Raw genomic sequence first — 15171 nt, forward strand, 5'->3', positions numbered from 1 at the left:
CCTCTATACTCATCGGCTCCGACTGCTGCGGCTCAGGCCGCCATCGCCCCCTGCCGCAGGGACAGGACGCGCTCGACGTCGAGAATGACCATCAGCTCGCTGTCCAGCCGGTGGATGCCGTCGGCCACCTGCGCCCAGCGCGGATCGAGATTCATGGGGTTGGGCTCGCGCGTCGAGCTGTCGAGCGCCAGCACCTCGCCGACCGTGTCGATGATGAGTCCATAGGACTCACCCTTGTAGTCGATGCCCACGGCCATCGGCTGCAGGGTGTCGGTCGCGTCGGGAAAATCGAGCAGCCGGCGCATGTTGATCGTCGTCACGATGCGCCCGCGCAGGTTGAGCACGCCCTCCACGGCGCGCGGCGCCCGCGGCACGCGCGTCGTGCGCTCGGGCATGAAGACGTCGTGCACGGAGAGGATGGGCAGGCCGAAGAGCTGCCCGGCGATGCGCACGGTGACGTACTGGATGGTGTCGGCGGGCTTGCCCGCCGCCTCGATCGGCTTGGTCATGCGGCCACCTCCTGCTGGATCCCGGCGAACTCCTTGAGCGCCTCGAGGAGGCCGGGCTTGTCGAACTTGGCGATGTAGTCGGAGAAGCCGACGGAACGGCCGCGCTCGATCGCCTCGGGCGTGCACAGGCCGGAGAGCGCGATGATCGGCAGCCCCTCCATGCGCGGGTCGCGGCGCAGGTGGCCGGCGAACTCGAAGCCGTCCATGTGCGGCATCTCGATGTCGGTGACGACGACGTCGAACATGGCGCCCCGCTCGAAGAGCTGCAGGGCGGCGACCGCCGAGTCGCTCAGCGTCACGTCATAGCCGGCAGCCTTGAGGGCCGGGCCGAGCATGTTGCGGAAGAAGGCGCTGTCGTCGACGAGCAGCAGGCTGCGCCGCTCCGGCGCGCCCTGCATCGCGCCGCGGCGATGGAACCAGTCCTTGAAGCCCATCGGCAGGTAATGGGCGATGTCGATGATCTCGGTCGTCTGGCCGCGCACCACGCCCGACCCGAGGATGCCGGGCATCTCCGAGGCGAGGGTGACCTCGAACTGCTCCTCGACGATGTCGATGATCTCGTCGACCATGAGGCCGACGGAGCGGCCGGAATCCGAGAATACGAGCACCGGCTGCGTGCCGCCCTCGCGCTGCTCGATGCGCTCGTTGACGGGCACGAGCGGCATGAGCGAGCCGCGGTACTGCACGACCTGCCGCCCCGTCGCGCGCTCGATCTTCTCGACCGGCAGCTCCTCGAGGCGGGTGACGAGCGACAGCGGCACCGCCTTCGGCTCGGCCCCGCCGGCGCGGAAGAGCAGCAACGCCACCGTGTTTCCCTTGCCGGCGGCACGCTCGGCGTCGATGCCGGCCACCTCGCCCGAGCCGAGCGTCGCCGAATGCGCCACCGCCTGCGCGATGCCGTTCGGGTCGATGATCATGATGACGCTGCCGTCACCGAGGATCGTGTTGCCCGAGAACATCGACAGGTGCCTGAGCAGCGTCGACATCGGCTTCACCACGATTTCCTCGGTGTGGAAGACCGCGTCCACCACGATGCCGAAGGTCTGGTTGCCGACCTGCATGACGACGATGAAGCCCTGCTCGCCCTGCTCCACGCCGGACGCTCCGCCCTCCGGCTCGGCCGTGCCGAGCAGCTCGGCGAGCGGGATGACCGGCAGGAGCTTGTTGCGCAGCCGGAGCACCGGCGTGTTCTTGATGCGCTCGATACGGTGGCCGGACTTGTGATGCACCCGCACCAGCTCCATCACCGCCAGCTGCGGGATGGCGAAGCGGTCGCCCGCCGCCTCGACGATGAGCGCCGAGACGATGGCGAGCGTCAGCGGGATCTTGATGACGAAGGTGGTGCCGCGCCCGAGCACGGAGCGCACGTCGATGGTGCCGCCGATGATCTCGATATTGTTGCGCACCACGTCCATGCCGACGCCGCGGCCCGACACGCTCGTGATCTTGGCGGCGGTCGAGAAGCCGGCGTGGAAGATGAACTTGTGGATCTGCGCCTCGCTCATCTTCTCGAGCTCGGCCTCGGTGGCGAGGCCGTTCTCCAGCGCCTTGGCGCGGATGCGCGCCACGTCGAGCCCGCGCCCGTCGTCCGCGATCTCGATGATGATGTGTCCGCCCTCGTGATAGGCGGAGAGGCGGATCTTGCCGCGCTCCGGCTTGCCGGCGGCGCGGCGGCCTTCCGACGTCTCGAGGCCGTGGTCCGCCGAATTGCGCACCATGTGCGTCAGCGGATCCTTGATCAGGTCGAGGATCTGCCGGTCGAGCTCGGTCTCGGCGCCGACCATCTCGAGGTCGATCTGCTTGCCGAGTTCCTGGGCGAGGTCGCGCACGATGCGCGGCAGCTTCTGCCAGGCGTTGCCGATGGGCTGCATGCGCGTCTTCATGACGCCTTCCTGCAGCTCGGCCGTGACGTTGGACAGGCGCTGCAGCGGCACCTTGAACTCGGTGTCGCCCTGGCGGCGGGCGATCTCCATGAGCTGGTTGCGCGTCAGCACCAGTTCCGAGACCATTGTCATCAGCTTTTCGAGCGTGTCGACATTGACCCGCAGCGACTGCGAGGAGACCGAGCCCTTGCCGGAGCCGCCCTGCTCGTCGCCCTCGGCGACGGGCGCCTTGGCCTCGGCCTTGGGAGCGGGCTTCGCCTCGGTCTTGGTCTCGACCTCGGGCGCCGGCGGAGCCTTGGCTGCGGGCTTGGTGACGGGCTTCGGCCGCGGCACTTCAGCCTCCGCCTCGCGGAAGGCGCGCTCGATCTCGTCGAGCGAATCCTCCCCCGGCAGCAGCTCGCGCTCCAGCACCTGGTCGCTCAGCGTGCCGACGGAGACCTTGCGCTGGGGAGCTGGCGCAGGCTCCGGCGGAGCCGGCGGCCCGAAGGCCAGTGCCTCGAGCGGGGCGATGAGATCGTCGTCGGTGCCGACCGGCTCCTGACCGACGTTGTTCTCGAGCTCGACGAGCAGTTCCTTCACCCGGTCGATGGTGCGCAGGATGAGCCCGACCGCCTCCGTCGTGACCGGCGCCCCCTCGCGGAACTTGCCCATGAGGGTTTCCGCGGCATGAGCCAGCGCACCGAGGCGCGGCAGGCCGAGGAAGCCGCACGTCCCCTTGATGGTGTGGACGAGGCGAAAGATGTTGTCGAGAACCTGAGCGTTGTTGGGGTCCCGCTCGAACTTCACGAGTTCGACGTCAACGACGTCGATGTTCTCGTTCGTCTCGGTCAGAAACTCCCGAAGCAGATCGTCCATGCGCCCAACTCCCCAAAGCCCGCCGTGCGGCCTGCCCGCCCGGCGCCGGAGGGATGCCGGCCATCTCGGCCCGCGCATCCGCCCCCTTCCCGTTCAGCCCGACCGGAGCCCCGCTCCGGCCTCTCAACCCGTACCGATCAGGCCGCTCGCACCCGCGCGATGAAGCGGTCCACTTCCTCGCGCAGCCGCCCGGCCTGGTCCGTCAGCTCGCTCGCCGCGCTGACGATCTCCGACGACACGCGCCCGGTGTCGGCCGCGGCGTGCGTCACGCCCGAGATATGCGCCGAGACTTCCTGCGTGCCCTGCGCCGCCTGCTGGACGTTGCGGGCGATCTCGCCCGTCGCCGCGCCCTGCTCCTCGACGGAGGAGGCGATCGTCGCCGAGATCTCGTCGATGCGCGCGATCGTCTCGGAGATGCCCTCGATGGCCCGCACGACGTCGCCGGTCGCACCCTGGACCGCGCCGATCTGGGCCGAGATCTCCTCGGTCGCCTTGGCCGTCTGGGCCGCAAGGTTCTTCACCTCCATGGCGACGACCGCGAAGCCCCGCCCCGCCTCGCCCGCACGCGCCGCCTCGATGGTGGCGTTGAGGGCAAGGAGGTTCGTCTGCGCCGCCACGTCGTTGATGAGGCGGATGACCTCGCCGATGCGCTGGGCGCTGTCGTCGAGGCCGCGCACCACCGAGACGGTGGAGCCCGCCTGCTGCGCGCCTTCGCTGGCGATGGCGGCGGCGTTCGTGACCTGGTGGCCGATCTCGCGAATGGATGCGGAGAGCTGCTCGGCGGCCGAGGCGACCGTGTGCACGTTGTTGGTCGCCTGGTCCGACGCCGAGGAGACCGCGAGCGACTTGTGGTTCGTCTCCTCGGCCGCGGCGTTCATCGCCGCCGCATTCTGCTCGAGCTGGGCCGCCGCCGCCGAGACCGACCGCACGACGCCCATGACCTGCGCCTCGAAGGCGTCCGCAAGCTCGTTCAGCATCGCGCGCTTGCGCTCTTCGGCGCGCGCATCGGCTTCGGCCTGCTCGGCCTTCAGCCGCTCGCCCTCGAGAAGCGCCTCGCGGAAATGCTCTGTGGCGCCCCAGATCGCTCCCACTTCGTCGCGCGAGCGGCGCGTCTCGATCTCGACATCGTACTCGCCGGCGGCCATCTGCTGCAGCACGCCCGTGACACGGCGCAGCGGCCGGCTGAGGAGGAAGGTGCCGATCCAGGCGGCGAGGCCGGCGCCGAGCAGGAGGCCGATGGCCGCGGTGCCGACGACGAGGCCCATCATGCGTGACTGGAAGTCGCGCATGTTGCCGCGGACCCGGTCGAGCTGGCCGAGGATGCCGTCGACCTGCTGGTCGAGCGATGCCTGGAATTCCTTGCGGTTGCGGCGGTTGGTCTCGTTGTTGCCCTGCTCGTTCGCCGCCGAGGGCGAGACATCGACGCCGAGCCGCGCCGTCTCGAGCCGGAACGTGCGGAACTCCGCCGCGCGCGCGGCCATCTCCTCGAAGCTGCCGAGCCGGTCCGGCGGCACGAGATGGCGCCAGTCCGCCAGCGTCTTCTCGATCTCCTCGAGGTGCTTGCGGATGCCGTCGGCGAACTGCACCGCGGAATCGCTCGTCTCCGACATGTAGATGCCGCGCGAGTCCATGACGACCGCCGTGATGAGGCGGTTCAGATGCTCCGCGTAATAGGCACGCTGAGCGGTCTGGTTGAGCAGAGTGCTTTGATCGTCGTATTGCCGGAGCGCATGGATCGCCATCGCCGCGACCATCACCGCCACGCCACCCATGATTGCGACAATCGCGTATATCTTGCCGGAGATCTTCATGTGCCCCGCTTTCCCGTTCTGGAAGAACGTACTCATTGCACGCTCGACATGAGGCTTCGCCCTACGGCCTCATCTCGTCTTTCTTGATGTAGTTGATTTCTTCGATGAGAACGTCGCGAACGATCGGACTACCGATCCTCTCGTTGGTCCGGTCCTTGATCACCTGCAGCAGTTCGGCCAGGTTCTGCCGCGAGAGGTTCCGGAAATCGATGCGATCCTCCGCGTAGATACGGCGGAAAGCCTCGTCGATCAGGAAGGGATCGGGCGGCACCGACATCTCGCGCAGCGTGCCCGCATCCGCCGTGAAGATGAGCTGGGTGACGATGTAGCCCTGGAGCTCGCCATCGAGGATGACGGGCACGTTCATCGGCGCCAGCTTCTTGTACTCAAGGCCTTCGAGATAGGTCTGCTGCGTGCCGAGCGGATTGCCGCCCGCGACCCAGTAGGCGGTCGCGTAGCTCGACATCAGGGCGATGGCGGCCACCCAGAACCCGGTCAGCAGCAGACGCATCATCGGGCGGAACCCTGGAGATGGCCGGCGGGGTTGTAGGTGCCGTCAGAATCCTCGGCGCGGATCGAGGCGGCGACGATCTCGGCCACCTCGTTCATGGCGCGCAGGTTGAGCTCGAGCACCGCGTGGTTGCGGGCGAGCTTCTGGCGCACGCCGCTCATGCGGTCGATGACCTGCCGCTCCATCGGCTCCTGGTCGACCACCTTCATGAGCCGGCTCAGCTCGAGCAGGATCTGGCTCTTGCGCCGGTTGGTCTCGTCGAGATCGATGTCGTGGTGCGTCTCGAGTGCACGGGTCTCGACGTCGACGACGAACTCCAGCCGTTCCATGGCCCGCAGCAGGGCCGTTCCCGTGGCGGACACCCGCGGCCCGGCGGGGGGAAGGATGCTCGCCTCGCCGCGGCGCTCGGCAGCGTCGAGTCCCTCGCCGGCCTCGGACCCGTTCACATCATCGAACGTCATGCTCTGTTCTCCTCACCTGTTCCGGCTGCCGGAAGGGGACCGGCGGCACCCTCGCCGTCGTTGTGCGCAAACTGCTGCTTCGCCTGCTGGGACCGCTCGGTGGCCGTGCGCAGCATGTCGGCGATGCCGATGCCGCCCGACGCCGCCACCTGCTCGCCCATCTTCTCCGCGAGCATCGACTTCCAGATCTTGCCGGCCGTCCCGGTGCCGAAGACGACCTCGCCGTTCTCCGGCAGCATGGCCTCGATGAAATTCTGGAGAACGAAGGCCTCGAATTTCCGATAAGGGTCGCCGTCGCTCTTGCGCACCGAGGCGGCGCGGCTGCGCATCGCCGTCAGGGCGCCCTCCACGTCGTGCGTCGAGCCGAGCACCGGCGGGCGGACGGCGTCGAAGGTATCGGCGAAATCGACGCCGGCGGCGCTCGCCGGCATGCTCTGCAGGCGCTGGAGCGCGGCCTGATAGCGTGACGGCTCGACGGCGCGCGTCACCTCGAGCACGATATCCGACGGCGGCTGAATGGCCATGGCTTACCCTTTTCACGGCGCAGAGCGGATAGAGTCTGTGCGCCGTGGGGTAATTTGCCCGCGCTGGCTTATGTCAGGCTTGCGTCGCGCGCGCCTGCAGGGCGTCGAGGATCTCCGCGAGGCTGCGCTTGTCCTCCTCCTCACGGGAGGAGCGCGCCACCTTGGCCGCGTGCCGCTCAACGCGCTTGAGCTTCATCGCCTCCTGCAGCACCTGCTGCGCCTGCGTCTGCCGCGCCGCCTCCAGCTCCCCGGCGTGGCCCGCGAGCCGGTGGAGATGACGGGCCATCGTTTCCACGAACAGGCCGTGCAGCGGCTCGCCTTCGTTGAGGCTCGCCAGGATGTCCGTCTGCGCGCGGGAGAGCTCGGCCTGCTGGCGCTCGATTTCGACGAGCTTCGCCTCCGCCATGCGGCAAAGCCGCTCCTGCACGTCCATGAGGCGGCGCATCTTGTCCAGTCTGCGGCGGGCGTCCATGGGCTATCCGTTCCGGAGCCACTCGGCGAAGCCGAGCATGAAGAGGGTCATGTATTCACGGAAGAGAAGGTAGAAGATCAACAGTCCGAGCCCGATCACGAGCGGCATCATGATGAAGTAGATCGGCAATTGCGGCGTCAGTTTGTTGGCGACGCCGATGGCGAAGTTGATGACGAGCGAATAGATGATGAAGGGGCTGCTGATGCGCAAGGCGATGAGGAAGGCGTCCGTCAGCTTGTCGACGACCTCCGTCAGCGCCAGGCGCGTGCCGAAGGTCTCGCCCGGCGGCAGCCGCTGGTAGGACGCGACGAGGCCGCGCAGCAGCTCCCAGTGCAGATCGGCGAAGAAGACGAGCGCGACCGCCGTCAGGGTGATCAGCGTCGCGAGCGACGGCAGGCTCTCGCCGTCATCGACCGGCGTGCCGAGCATGCCGCCGATGCCGATGGCCATGGCGATGGCGACGGCCAGCGTCTCGAGCGCCATGAAGAACAGGCGCGCCATGAAGCCGATGACGAAGCCGGTGAAGGTCTCGAAAGCGATCAGGCGCAGCATGTCGGCCGGAGCCGCATCTCCCACCCGCGCGCCGACCGGCCCCAGCAGCAGCGGCGTCAGCGCGAGCGAGACGGTGAGCGCGATGAACAGGCGCACGCGCGTCGGCACGCGTGCGCTCGAAAAGCCGGGCGCGACGATGAGGCAGCCGCCGATGCGGCAGAAGATCAGGAAGACGGCGAGGAGCGACTGCGAAAGCTGAGCGCTCACGAGATGGTTCCGAGCGACTTGATCTCGATGCCCCGCGCGATCTCGACGTGCGACAGCACCGGCAGGGTCGGGAACAGCCGCTCGACGATCATGCGCACGTAGGGCCGGGCGTCGGGCGCGGTGACGAGGACGAAGGTGGCGCCCTCGTTGAGGTGCCGGCGGATGACCTGCGAGGCCTCGTTGCCGAACTGCTCGACGAGGCGCGGGTCGATGTCGAACTCGACGACGTCGCCGCGGGCGTCGCGCTTGAGACTCTGGTGGAAGGCAAGGTCCCAGCGGTTGCCGAGGCGCAGCACGCTGAGCACGCCGTTCTCCGCGAGGTCGCCGCAGATCTGCGGGGCGATGCGCATGCGCACGTGCTCGGCGACCTGCTCGGACCGGCGCGCATGCGGCACGATCTCGGCGATGGCCTCGAGGATGAGGTGCAGGTTGCGGATGGAGACGCCCTCGGCGAGGAGCAGCTTCAGCACCGCCTGCAGGCCGGAATAGGAGATCTGCGCCGGGCAGATGTCGTCGATCAGGCGCTTGTACTCGGGGTCGAGCCGATCGAGCAGCCCGCGCATGTCCTTGTAGGACAGGAGCTGCGAGAGGTTGTTGCGGATGATCTCGCTGAGGTGCGTCAGCAGCACCGAGACGTTGTCGACGGTGGTGAAGCCCTGCCGGCGCACTTCGTTCGAATAGGTTTCCGCCACCCACATGGCCTTGATGCCGAAGGCTGGCTCCCGCGTCAGTTCGCCAGGCACGTCCGGCTGCGGGCCGTCGCCGGTGACGACGAGCATCTCGCCGATCCGCATCTCCTGGGTAGCGACGACGGTGCCGTGGATCTTGACCTGGTAGGTCTTGCCGGGCAGCGACAACGTGTCGGTCAGCTTGATGTCAGGCACCACGAAGCCGTACTGCTGCGCGAACTTGCGCCGCATCTTGCCGACCCGGTGGGCAAGCTCGCCGTGGGCATTGAGCAGCTTCATCGACAGCTGCTTGCCGAGGCACAGTTCGATCTCGGCCGTCTTGAGCGATTCCTTGACCGAATCCTGCGCCTCGCGCTTGGTCTGCTCTTCCTTTTCCTTGACCTTGGCGGCGGCGGCAGCCTCCCGCTCGGCGATGCGGCGGGGGATGGCGTAGCCGACGAAAGCCATGAGGCCGCCGAGCGCGACGAAGGGCAGGAACGGCAGGCCCGGCACGACGGCCATCGTGAACATGAGGCCGGCCGCCACGAACAGCGCCTTGGGATAGGTGCCGAGCTGGCCGAGCACCGCCTGCTCGGCCGAGCCGCGCGTGCCGCCCTTGGAGACGAGGAGGCCGGCGGCCAGCGAGACGATGAGCGCCGGGATCTGCGAGACGAGGCCGTCGCCGACGGACAGCTTGGTGAAGACGTCGGCGGCCTGGGCCAGCGACATGTTGTGTCGCGTGACGCCGATGATGATGCCGCCGAAGATGTTGACCGCGGTGATGATGAGGCTCGCCACCGCCTCGCCGCGCACGAACTTCGAGGCACCGTCCATGGAGCCGAAGAAGGCGCTCTCCTCCTCGAGCTCGCGCCGGCGCCGCTGCGCTTCCTTCTCGTCGATGGTGCCGGCCGACAGGTCAGCGTCGATGGCCATCTGCTTGCCGGGGATGGCGTCGAGGGTGAAGCGGGCGCCCACCTCCGCGATACGCGTCGCACCCTTGGTGATGACGAGGAAGTTGACGGTGATGAGGATGAGGAAGACGACGATGCCGATGACGAAGTCACCGCTCATCACGAACTGCGAGAAGCCGTTGATGATGTAGCCGGCGGCCGTGACGCCCTGGTCGCCGTGGGCGAGGATGAGGCGCGTCGTGGCGATGGACAGGGCGAGGCGCAGCATCGTGGCGATGAGCAGCACCTGCGGAAAGGCGGAAAATTCGAGCGGCTTGTGGATCCACAAGGCCACCATGAGGATGAGCACGGAAAAGGCGATCGACAGGGCCAGGCCCATGTCGATGAGGAACGTCGGAACCGGCAGGAAGAGGATGGTGAGGATGGCGATGATGCCGATGGCGAAGCCGACATCGAGCCCCCTGCGCCCGCCTGCCGCCGCCTGCCCCGCCGTCACGTCCGACATCGCCTGTTCCCTCGTTTGCCGCGTCGGCCCGCCGCCTCAGAAGCCAGTGGTGATGCGGCCGTAGACCTGTTCGGTAAAGGCGAAGATCTGCGCCCCGGTGAACGAGCCGGTGAGCGCGATGACCACGAAGATGGCGAGGATCTTCGGAATGAAGGTCAGCGTCATCTCCTGGACCTGGGTGAGCGCCTGCATGAGCGCGATGCCGACGCCGACGAGCATCGCCGCGGCGACGGCCGGCCCCGCCCCGATGATGATCGTCCAGATGGCCATCTGGACGATGTCGAGCGCATCAGCCTCGTTCATCGGCTCAGCTGATGTTGACGCCCGGGCCGAGCAGCACGCGCGTGCCGTCCTCGAGCTCCGCGACGGCACCCTCGTCGTAGATCCAGACCGACTTGACCGTGCCGGAGATGCTCTCGTCCGCCGTCGTCAGCGTGCGCCCGATGATCCCGTCGATCTGCTGCAGGGAGCTGGCGACGAGGAGGGAATCGAGCTTCTTGTTCATCATCACGCTCTGCTCCACCTGCGAGAAGGTGGCGAGCTGCGCCATGTACTGCGTCGAATCCATCGGCTCCGTCGGATCCTGGTTCTTCAGCTGGGCGACGAGGAGCTTGAGGAAGGTGTCGTAATCGACCGAGGTCTTCGACGTGCCCGCCGACTGATTGGTCGGCGTGTTGTTCGTCACGTTGGATACCGAGGGTACGGTCATGGGTCTTCTCCCGGGTGTCTGGCCCTGCGCCTAGCCGGCCTGCTTGCGCAGGAGCGGCGCCTCGGCCTCCCGCTCGTGCTCGTCGAGGAGCGGCAGCTCGTCGCAGTAGAGACCGCGCAGGACGCGCATGGCCTCGAAGGGGCGCCCCTCTTCCGCAAGCCCTCGCACCTTCTCGAGCGTCTCGAGAAAGGGCGCTTCAGGCGCCTGGCTGTAGCTGCAGGGGACGAGATCGAAGAGCTGGCGGAACAGCTTCAGCGTTTCCTGCGCCGTGGCCGGATCCATCAGCATCGTCTGCAGCACGAAGTAGAGGCGCTTCAGCGGCGTCGTCGCGTCCTCGATCTGCAGGACGTGGTTCTCCATGAGGAAGGTCGCGTCGTTGAGCAGCTCGATCGCGACCTTGCGATCGACCCTCAGCACCGCGCCGTTGATGTAGATACGCTCGCCGGCACGCAGCGACAGTTGCATCGAACGCTTCATGCAAGACCGTTCCGAATGGCGGAGTTGACCTCGATCAGGGCGGAGAAGCTGCCGGCCATCTCCTGCCGGAGGCGCTGCGCTTCGCGCAGAACCCACAGGCCGATGGAGATGAGGCTCGCGCGCAGCTCCTGCGGCAGTCCGTTTTCTTCGCTCGCCAGATCCTCGATGAGGAGGTTCCACAACCGGTTGAGGAAATAGATCGCCTCCACGGCCTCGCGCGAATCGGCGCCCTTCGCTTCGGCCGCCTGCATCAGCTCGATGGCGTGATCGAAGGCCATGCGCTCGCGCGCCCTGCCCTCCGAAGCCGCGTCGTCGAGGATTTCCGCATAGGAATGCCGATACATCCGTCCGCCTCACTAACAGGGTTACAGATATCTGAGCAGGCTGAGGCTCTGCAGGCGAACCGTCAGGGAATAGGACATCTCGATCTGCGTCAGGATCGCGTCGAGCCGCACCTTCGCCTCGGCCGGATCGACATCCTCCAGCTTCCCGACACGGGTGGCGAGGATCTTCTTCTGCGCCTCCATGTTGGTGTTGGCGGTCTCGATCCGGTTCTGGGCCACGCCCATCTGCGCCTCGATGTCGATGATCTGCGCGATGGCGCCGCCCATCAGCTCCGTCGCCTTGTCGATCACCACCTGCAGCGCTTCAGTGTTGAGCTTGTCGCTGCCGAGGTCGAAGACCATCGTGTAGGCGGCGGCGAGCTGGCGCAGGGCCGCGTCGTTGGCCGAGACGGAGGAGGTGAGCGTCTCGCTCTGCGAGATGCGGCTGCGCTGGGCGTTGTCGGAGGCGTTGGACCAGTCCGCCCACTGGGCGTCGTCGAAGAAGAGATCGGAGAAGGCGTTGTCGAGGAACGTCGCCATGTCCGCCGCCGGGATGTTGGCGACGGCCGGGTCGTCCTGCGTCATGCCGAATTCGGCGAGGAAGGCCGCATCGAGGGCGGCCTTGTTGGCCGAGCCGGCGGCATAGTTGTTGACCGGCGTGACGCCGCTGTTGGTGCCGCCGAAGAGGAACTGGCCGTCGACGGCCGAGTTCAGGCTCCCGATCAGCGCGGCGAGCTTGTCACGCGCCGCATTGCGGATCACCTCGCTGCCGCGCTGCGCATGCGGCACCGACAGGAGCTCGGCCTGGAACTCGTCGGCCATGGCGCGGATGTTGCCGAGCGCCTCGACCGTCACGTCGAGCCGCGTCTTGGTGCGGCTGTTGGCGTCGATCATCGCCGTCAGGTTGTCGTACTCGGCCCGCAGCGACACGGCCTGGCTCGTCCTGCCGCCGAGGGTGAGGCCGACATCGGCATGGCGGCCGGTGGCGATCTCCTGGTTGTGGCGCGCCGCATCCGCCTGCATACGCACGAGCGACGAGCGCGGCGAGTTGAGCAGCGAATAAGTGGAGATGAACGTCGTCTTCATGGCGCTTACCTCACCGCCTCGAGGAGCGAGCGCAGCATCTCGTCGATCACCGCGATGAGACGCGAGGCTGCCGAATAGGAGCGCTCGAGCTGGAGCTGCAGCGCGAGCTCGTCGTCGAGATTGACGCCCGTCGCGGTCGACAGCGCATCGGAGGCGCGGGCCAGCACCGTTTCCTGGTAGGCGGCGTCGGTCTGCGCGCTCGAGCGCCGGGCCTCCAGCCAGCCGACCGAGGAGGAGGAGAAATCGACCAGCGAGCCGCTCGTCTGGATGCCGGCGGCCGGGTCGAAGCCACGCGTCGCATTGAACCGGTCGATGAGCTCGAAGAGACGCGCCGAATAGCTCGCTTCTCCGGTCGGGTTGGTGTCGCCGTCGCGCAACTCGTCGAGCGAGCCGCCCTGGTCGGGGTCGTAGGCCGCGTTGATGCGGATGTCGGCCGCAAGGCCCGGGCGCAGTCCGCCGCCCGCGGGCAGACCGACCTGGGTGAAGAGCCCGCCCGCCGCCGTGCCGGTGTCGAAGATGTCGATGACGGCGCGAGCGATCTCGTCGAGCTGGTTTTGGTAGGCGACGGTCGTCACGTCGCGCACTTCCATCAGCCCGACGATGCGGCCCGAGCGCAGCGGCATCGTGGTGTTGCCGGTGACCGGCACGCCGTCGATGACGACCTGGTTGCCAACCGTCGTCGCGCCATAGACCAGCGTCGGCGTGAACTCGACCTTGCGGGCGCTCGTCTCGAACAGCGTCACGCCGCCGTCCGTGTAGAGCACCATGTCGTTGTTTTCGCGCGTGACGACGTTGACCCCGATCTCCTCCGAGATCTGGGCGAGCACCATGTCGCGCTTGTCGAGCAGGTCGGTGACGTCGGCGCCGGTCGCCGTGCCTTTCACCACCGCCCGGTTGAGCTCCTCGAACTGCGACAGGAGGTCGTTGACGCGCGAGACCGACTTGGCGATCTCGGCATCCGCCTCCTGGCGGGTCGTGGTGACGGTCTTGGCCGCCTCGTTCAGCGTCGTGACGAGCCCGCTCGCCTGGCTCAGCACCTGGCCTGCCAGGACCTTGTCCTGCGGCGCGTTGGCATATTGGTTGAGCGCGTCGAGCAGCTTGCCGAGGCGAGCGGCGGGCGAGCGCGCATCTTCCGTGTCGCCCACCGTCTGGTGCAGCTTGTCGAGCCCCTCGAGCCGCGCCTGGCTCGCCGCCGTGCGCGAGGTGGCGTCGAGCATGCGGTAGTAGAGGGAGGTGTCGGCCGCCCGGCCGATGGAGACGATGCGCACGCTGCCGTCGCCGGCCGTGACGGACATCGCGATCTTGCGCGAGTAGCTCGGATCGAGCGCCCCGCTGGTATTGGCTCCCGACACGGCGATCTGCGTCGAGGTCGTCAGCAGGGACGAGCGGGCCGTGTTGAGGGCGACGGAAAGGCTCATGACGAGGGCTCCGGCAAGGCTGTGTAGGACGTCCCGTCAGCGCTTGAGGTTCATGAGAACGTCGAGCAGCTCGGAACCCGTCTGGAACACCTTGGAATTGGCGGTGTAGTTGCGCTGGGCCTCGATCATGGCCGTCAGCTCCTCGCCCATGTCGACGTTGGATTGCTCGAGCGCGCCGGAGAGGATGGAGCCGAGCCCCGCCTGGCCGGGGAAGCCGACCTGCACGTTGCCGGACTCGATGCTGGCCGAATAGACGTTGCCGGCCTCGGGCGTCAGCTTGTCCGGGCTCGGCACGTTGGCGAGCGGGATGCGGTAGGTGGCGATGCGCGTGCCGTCCTCGTAGACGGCGTAGACCGTGCCGTCCTTGCCGAACTCCACCTTGTCGACCTGGCTCGGCGCGTTGCCGTTCACGATCGGGTCGAGCGGCGCATACTCGGAGGCGAGCTGCTGCATGCCCGAGAGGTCGAGCGTCATCGCCTGGCCGTTGGGAATGTTGATCGGCGTCAGCGCCGCGCCGGCGACGATCTGGCCGGAGGTGTCGAACTCGAGCGCGAACGGCCCGGCCGTCCAGCCCGCGGGCTCGACGCCGTCGATGGTGACCTGCCACTGCTGGTTGGCCGGCGCGAGCGGATCGAAATCGGTCATCTTCTCGAAGGTGACGTTGAACTGCACCTTGTTGCCGACGTTGTCGTAGACGATGAGCGAGGACTGGAACGTGTCGCCCAATGCCGCGGCGATGGGAAGGTTGCCGCCGAGCGAACCCTGCGTCGTCGGGTTGGCCGACATGGCGAGGTTGGCGAGATTGACCCGCTCGAGACCGTCGAGGCTGTTGAGCGTGACGTTCGGGTTGCCGTTCGTTAGCGGGTAGCCCATCAGGTAGTAGCCGGCGGTGTTGACGAGATTGCCCTCGCTATCGGGCACGAAGCTGCCGGCGCGCGTCAGATAGGGCGTGCCGCCTTCGTCCGACACCACGAAGAAGCCGTTGCCTTGCACCGCAAGGTCGGCAGAGGACGTCGTGAAGACCAGCGGCCCCTGCTGGCTGATGGAATAGCGGATGTTGGTGACGACGCTGCCCGAGTTGTAGCTGCCCTTGCCCGAGGAGAGCACGAGCGAGGAGAACTCCGCCGAGGCGCGCTTGTAGCCGACCGTGTTGGCGTTGGCGATGTTGTCGGCAACGGTGCCAAGCTTGTTCGACTGGGCATTCATGCCGGACACGCCGGTGCGCAGCACACCATAAAGGCTCATGGGACCCTATCCTCGCTATCCGTGGTTGCCCCCAGTAAACGGGC

General features: G+C 67.4%; 16 protein-coding genes. All 16 read right to left on the reverse strand.

Annotation, left to right across the window (positions count from 1 at the left end):
- Positions 1-32 precede the first annotated feature (32 nt).
- The 16 genes from GGR16_RS23850 to GGR16_RS23925 all read right to left on the reverse strand — a co-directional run bounded on the left by GGR16_RS23850 (position 33) and on the right by GGR16_RS23925 (position 15127).
- Positions 33-509, reverse strand: a complete 477-nt coding sequence (locus GGR16_RS23850; RefSeq protein WP_019402905.1) for a chemotaxis protein CheW — start codon at positions 507-509, stop codon at positions 33-35.
- A complete protein-coding gene (locus tag GGR16_RS23855) occupies positions 506-3247 on the reverse strand; it encodes a hybrid sensor histidine kinase/response regulator (protein WP_183318611.1) in 2742 nt (913 codons plus the stop codon). The genes GGR16_RS23850 and GGR16_RS23855 overlap by 4 nt, the downstream gene beginning before the upstream one ends.
- 137 nt (positions 3248-3384) lie before the next feature.
- Positions 3385-5094 carry a methyl-accepting chemotaxis protein gene (locus GGR16_RS23860; protein ID WP_245258913.1) on the reverse strand — a complete coding sequence of 570 codons (1710 nt, stop codon included), beginning with the start codon at positions 5092-5094 and terminating at the stop codon, positions 3385-3387.
- A 25-nt stretch (positions 5095-5119) separates the two neighbouring features.
- Positions 5120-5572, reverse strand: a complete 453-nt coding sequence (locus tag GGR16_RS23865; RefSeq protein WP_026015261.1) for a hypothetical protein — start codon at positions 5570-5572, stop codon at positions 5120-5122.
- The gene (locus GGR16_RS23870; protein ID WP_246373279.1) at positions 5569-6030 is read right to left on the reverse strand and encodes a hypothetical protein; all 462 of its coding nucleotides are present in this window, start codon (positions 6028-6030) and stop codon (positions 5569-5571) included. The genes GGR16_RS23865 and GGR16_RS23870 overlap by 4 nt, the downstream gene beginning before the upstream one ends.
- A complete protein-coding gene (locus GGR16_RS23875; RefSeq protein ID WP_183318613.1) occupies positions 6027-6554 on the reverse strand; it encodes a rod-binding protein in 528 nt (175 codons plus the stop codon). The genes GGR16_RS23870 and GGR16_RS23875 overlap by 4 nt, the downstream gene beginning before the upstream one ends.
- 73 nt (positions 6555-6627) lie before the next feature.
- Complete coding sequence (locus GGR16_RS23880) at positions 6628-7026, reverse strand: hypothetical protein (protein ID WP_019402911.1); 399 nt, start codon at positions 7024-7026, stop codon at positions 6628-6630.
- Positions 7027-7029: 3 nt separating this feature from the next.
- A complete protein-coding gene (fliR, locus tag GGR16_RS23885) occupies positions 7030-7785 on the reverse strand; it encodes a flagellar biosynthesis protein FliR (RefSeq protein ID WP_019402912.1) in 756 nt (251 codons plus the stop codon).
- Entirely contained in the window at positions 7782-9869 is a 2088-nt protein-coding gene (gene flhA, locus GGR16_RS23890) for a flagellar biosynthesis protein FlhA (protein ID WP_053193292.1), read from the reverse strand. The genes fliR and flhA overlap by 4 nt, the downstream gene beginning before the upstream one ends.
- A gap of 36 nt (positions 9870-9905) precedes the next feature.
- Positions 9906-10172 carry a flagellar biosynthetic protein FliQ gene (locus GGR16_RS23895; protein WP_019402914.1) on the reverse strand — a complete coding sequence of 89 codons (267 nt, stop codon included), beginning with the start codon at positions 10170-10172 and terminating at the stop codon, positions 9906-9908.
- Between the two features lie 4 nt (positions 10173-10176).
- On the reverse strand, positions 10177-10578 hold the full coding sequence (flgD, locus tag GGR16_RS23900; protein WP_019402915.1) for a flagellar hook assembly protein FlgD: 402 nt from the start codon (positions 10576-10578) through the stop codon (positions 10177-10179).
- A 30-nt stretch (positions 10579-10608) separates the two neighbouring features.
- The gene (gene flbT, locus GGR16_RS23905) at positions 10609-11055 is read right to left on the reverse strand and encodes a flagellar biosynthesis repressor FlbT (protein ID WP_026015264.1); all 447 of its coding nucleotides are present in this window, start codon (positions 11053-11055) and stop codon (positions 10609-10611) included.
- Positions 11052-11399 (reverse strand): flagellar biosynthesis regulator FlaF, encoded by a 348-nt coding sequence (flaF, locus tag GGR16_RS23910; protein ID WP_019402917.1) that lies wholly within the window; start codon positions 11397-11399, stop codon positions 11052-11054. The genes flbT and flaF overlap by 4 nt, the downstream gene beginning before the upstream one ends.
- Before the next feature lie 21 nt (positions 11400-11420).
- A complete protein-coding gene (locus tag GGR16_RS23915) occupies positions 11421-12464 on the reverse strand; it encodes a flagellar hook-associated family protein (protein WP_183318616.1) in 1044 nt (347 codons plus the stop codon).
- 5 nt (positions 12465-12469) lie between these two features.
- Positions 12470-13882 carry a flagellar hook-associated protein FlgK gene (flgK, locus tag GGR16_RS23920; RefSeq protein ID WP_019402919.1) on the reverse strand — a complete coding sequence of 471 codons (1413 nt, stop codon included), beginning with the start codon at positions 13880-13882 and terminating at the stop codon, positions 12470-12472.
- 36 nt (positions 13883-13918) lie between these two features.
- Complete coding sequence (locus GGR16_RS23925; protein ID WP_019402920.1) at positions 13919-15127, reverse strand: flagellar hook protein FlgE; 1209 nt, start codon at positions 15125-15127, stop codon at positions 13919-13921.
- Positions 15128-15171: the final 44 nt, after the last annotated feature.

This window comes from Chelatococcus caeni, assembly GCF_014196925.1.
Taxonomy (GTDB): Bacteria; Pseudomonadota; Alphaproteobacteria; order Rhizobiales; family Beijerinckiaceae; genus Chelatococcus_A; species Chelatococcus_A caeni.

Bases quoted from the DNA above. Each gene is read 5' to 3' on its own strand.
- GGR16_RS23860 (WP_245258913.1), bottom strand. From the start codon at position 5,094: ATGAGTACGTTCTTCCAGAACGGGAAAGCGGGGCACATGAAGATCTCC.
- GGR16_RS23850 (WP_019402905.1), bottom strand. From the start codon at position 509: ATGACCAAGCCGATCGAGGCGGCGGGCAAGCCCGCCGACACCATCCAG.
- GGR16_RS23895 (WP_019402914.1), bottom strand. From the start codon at position 10,172: ATGAACGAGGCTGATGCGCTCGACATCGTCCAGATGGCCATCTGGACG.
- flgD (WP_019402915.1), bottom strand. From the start codon at position 10,578: ATGACCGTACCCTCGGTATCCAACGTGACGAACAACACGCCGACCAAT.
- GGR16_RS23865 (WP_026015261.1), bottom strand. From the start codon at position 5,572: ATGATGCGTCTGCTGCTGACCGGGTTCTGGGTGGCCGCCATCGCCCTG.
- GGR16_RS23855 (WP_183318611.1), bottom strand. From the start codon at position 3,247: ATGGACGATCTGCTTCGGGAGTTTCTGACCGAGACGAACGAGAACATC.
- flbT (WP_026015264.1), bottom strand. From the start codon at position 11,055: ATGAAGCGTTCGATGCAACTGTCGCTGCGTGCCGGCGAGCGTATCTAC.
- flaF (WP_019402917.1), bottom strand. From the start codon at position 11,399: ATGTATCGGCATTCCTATGCGGAAATCCTCGACGACGCGGCTTCGGAG.
- GGR16_RS23915 (WP_183318616.1), bottom strand. From the start codon at position 12,464: ATGAAGACGACGTTCATCTCCACTTATTCGCTGCTCAACTCGCCGCGC.
- flgK (WP_019402919.1), bottom strand. From the start codon at position 13,882: ATGAGCCTTTCCGTCGCCCTCAACACGGCCCGCTCGTCCCTGCTGACG.
- GGR16_RS23880 (WP_019402911.1), bottom strand. From the start codon at position 7,026: ATGGACGCCCGCCGCAGACTGGACAAGATGCGCCGCCTCATGGACGTG.
- flhA (WP_053193292.1), bottom strand. From the start codon at position 9,869: ATGTCGGACGTGACGGCGGGGCAGGCGGCGGCAGGCGGGCGCAGGGGG.
- GGR16_RS23870 (WP_246373279.1), bottom strand. From the start codon at position 6,030: ATGACGTTCGATGATGTGAACGGGTCCGAGGCCGGCGAGGGACTCGAC.
- GGR16_RS23925 (WP_019402920.1), bottom strand. From the start codon at position 15,127: ATGAGCCTTTATGGTGTGCTGCGCACCGGCGTGTCCGGCATGAATGCC.
- GGR16_RS23875 (WP_183318613.1), bottom strand. From the start codon at position 6,554: ATGGCCATTCAGCCGCCGTCGGATATCGTGCTCGAGGTGACGCGCGCC.